Source organism: Archangium sp. (assembly GCF_036389735.1).
GTDB lineage: Bacteria > Myxococcota > Myxococcia > Myxococcales > Myxococcaceae > Archangium.
In genome coordinates this window covers 1-2,299 of the sequence record NZ_DASVWK010000441.1, presented here as the reverse complement: position 1 = coordinate 2,299, position 2,299 = coordinate 1, and the positions used below count along the sequence as shown (strand labels likewise).

The 2,299-nt window shown below is 63.9% G+C and carries 2 protein-coding genes and 1 pseudogene; 2 read left to right on the top strand and 1 reads right to left on the bottom strand.

From position 1 onward, the window contains the following. Positions 1–330 (bottom strand): annotated as a pseudogene (locus VF794_RS15815) (hypothetical protein); the annotation flags it as partial. 419 nt (positions 331–749) lie between these two features. On the opposite strand from VF794_RS15815, the gene VF794_RS15810 reads away from it, so the two are divergent. Together VF794_RS15810 and VF794_RS15805 are read left to right on the top strand one after the other, a co-directional pair. Continuing rightward, the gene (locus tag VF794_RS15810) at positions 750–1,346 is read left to right on the top strand and encodes a hypothetical protein (RefSeq protein ID WP_331111240.1); all 597 of its coding nucleotides are present in this window, start codon (positions 750–752) and stop codon (positions 1,344–1,346) included. A 666-nt stretch (positions 1,347–2,012) separates the two neighbouring features. Then, positions 2,013–2,299: hypothetical protein (locus tag VF794_RS15805; RefSeq protein WP_331111238.1), on the top strand; the 287-nt coding region annotated here is incomplete at its 3' end.

Here is a 2,299-nt window from a genome sequence, read left to right as displayed (position 1 = left end):
CCCCTCCCCCGCCTCCAAGTCCTCGCTCCTCCTCTTGCTCCAGCGCTTCGTCCAGCTGAACCCCTGGAACAGCCGCCTCGCCGGCCCCAGCAGCTGCGGCAGGCACGTGAGGCCCGGCCACTCGGCGCTCCTCTCCACCAGACCCTCCTTCACCCCATGGGCCAGCACGTAGCGCAACCGCCCCACCAGCGCCTCATCGTCCAGGACTGGCTCGGCTGAATAGCGCCTCTCCCAGAAGCCGCCACTCCAGTCCACCAGTCGCCCCACCTTCCTGGAGAGGTTGGCGCGCAGGTACTGCATGAAACCGGCGAGCGCGGCCCCCCGGCCCACACCAGCAGGTGGAAATGGTTGGAGGCAAAGGTGAAGGCGTGCGGCCGTACGTTGCCGGCGTTCTGCTGGACGGCTCGTGCCAGCACGCCTCCCACCACCTCGTTCACCTCCACGCTCGGGCGCAGCAGCAGCCGTCCTTGGAAGCACCTGGACGTCACGAAATAGAAGCCCTCCTCCTGGAACATCCTCAGCGGCCAGCCCATCCCCATCCCCTACGCACGAGTCTCCAGGCCGGATGCACCCTGTGGGCCAATGCCAAGTCATCGGAATGACTTGAAGATCGGTCGGTTACCCGTCCACGCCCGAGCATCGTTCTCACTCAAGCCCCTCGCTTCGAATCCTTTGACACCGCCTCGGGGGCCTCGGCCGATACCGTCTCTGGCCTTAAACTCGCGCTCTCTTCCTTGGGAGTGTGCTCGATGAAAAACCCGATCTCCACCTGGCTTCGCGTCTGTCAGCTGCTGCTGGTGTGTTTCCCCCTTGCCTCCGTGGCGAAGGCTCCCCCGCCCGCCATGAAGCCCGTGCCCATCACCTCCCAGGAGCGTGCGTCCATCAAGGACTTCAACCCGCTGGGAGAGTGCGCGCAACCCTTCGTCGAGCCCAAACAGAGCTTCCGCCTTCAACAAAAAGGAGCCCCGCTCGATGGGGCCCTGCTCATCAGCATGAAGTGTCAGGACAATCGTGGCGTCGTGGCGTTTGGTTTCTACAGGAATGGCAAGTTGGAGCAGGCGCTACCAACTCATCCCGCCAACACGTGGAGCGTAGAGGAGATCCAGGCCATTGCCTTTCCCGATGTCAACGGAGATGGCCGCTTCGAGCTCCTCACCATCGTCTCCGCGATAACGGGCATGGGCCCCACGGGAACGGAACCCTTCAATGTGGCCGCCGTGTGGTTCCAATCCGCGGACGGCAAATGGGCGGCCGACCCCAGAGCGGACAAGGCCCTGGAGCAGGTGAGGCAGCCGGACGTCAAGAAGGCCGTGGCCGCCCTGAAGAAGGCCTACGCGAAGAAGTAGCCGGACAAGGTGTCGGATAAGGTGTCCAGGAAGGGTGTCAGACGATTCGTAGGAGACGAGGTGTCGGAACGAGTCTTTCGACACCTTCCCCAGCGCACGCTCTCTTCCGCCGACTGGGTGGACCCGCTTCTTCTTCTCACCGGCTTGCAGGCCTCCACTCCACCGCCTCAGCCGAAAGCCGCATGAATTGCGGCTCTCTCCGGGCCTAAAATGGCGAAAGTCGAGTTTGACACCTTCGCCGCAAACGGGCGGGTGGCGCGGCCGAACGGGGCGGTGGAGACGGCGCTCGGCACGGGGAGGATTGGCGAGGCCGAGGACGGGGAGGCCCGGAGCGTGGGCCTCCACCACCTCAACGTTCACCACCCAGGCTCGGTTGAGGAGACAAGAGGGGGTGAACCGGCGAAGTGGTGCTTGACGAGGTGACGGCGGACGTGGTGTGGAAGAGGAATGACCGAGGTGGACCCGCGAGGCGAGGCGCCTCAATCGCCCCATTGGAAACGAGGGTGGCAGAGCGGGCTGCACCTGTTGTTGTGGGTGCTCACGGGCTGTGCTGGGGGCCCGACGATGCTCCACCAAGCCCAGGCAGTCCCCATGCTCCCTGAACCCATACCGTCCTTCCCCCAGCCACGTCACACCCCTGCGGGAGCAGGGGCCTCCCCACTGGGCATGCCCTGGCAGGCGCCGGAGTCCCGGGTGGAGCGTTCACCGAACAAGCGCGTGTTGCCGGTGGACCCAACGGACCCAGCTCCTGGGCTTTGGGCGGCAGACGAGGTGCAAGGCTCAGCGAAGAAGTATTACTCTATTGCGGACATTGAACTGCCTTTACCGGACTCCGACGTCAATGGCCTTGAAACGCAAGAGTGCGCGTATCAAGTGAATCGGCTATTGAAGAGCGAAGGACAGATGGCAGGTTTGATGGAGCTTCGTTTTGTAGACAGACAGTGTGTCATCGC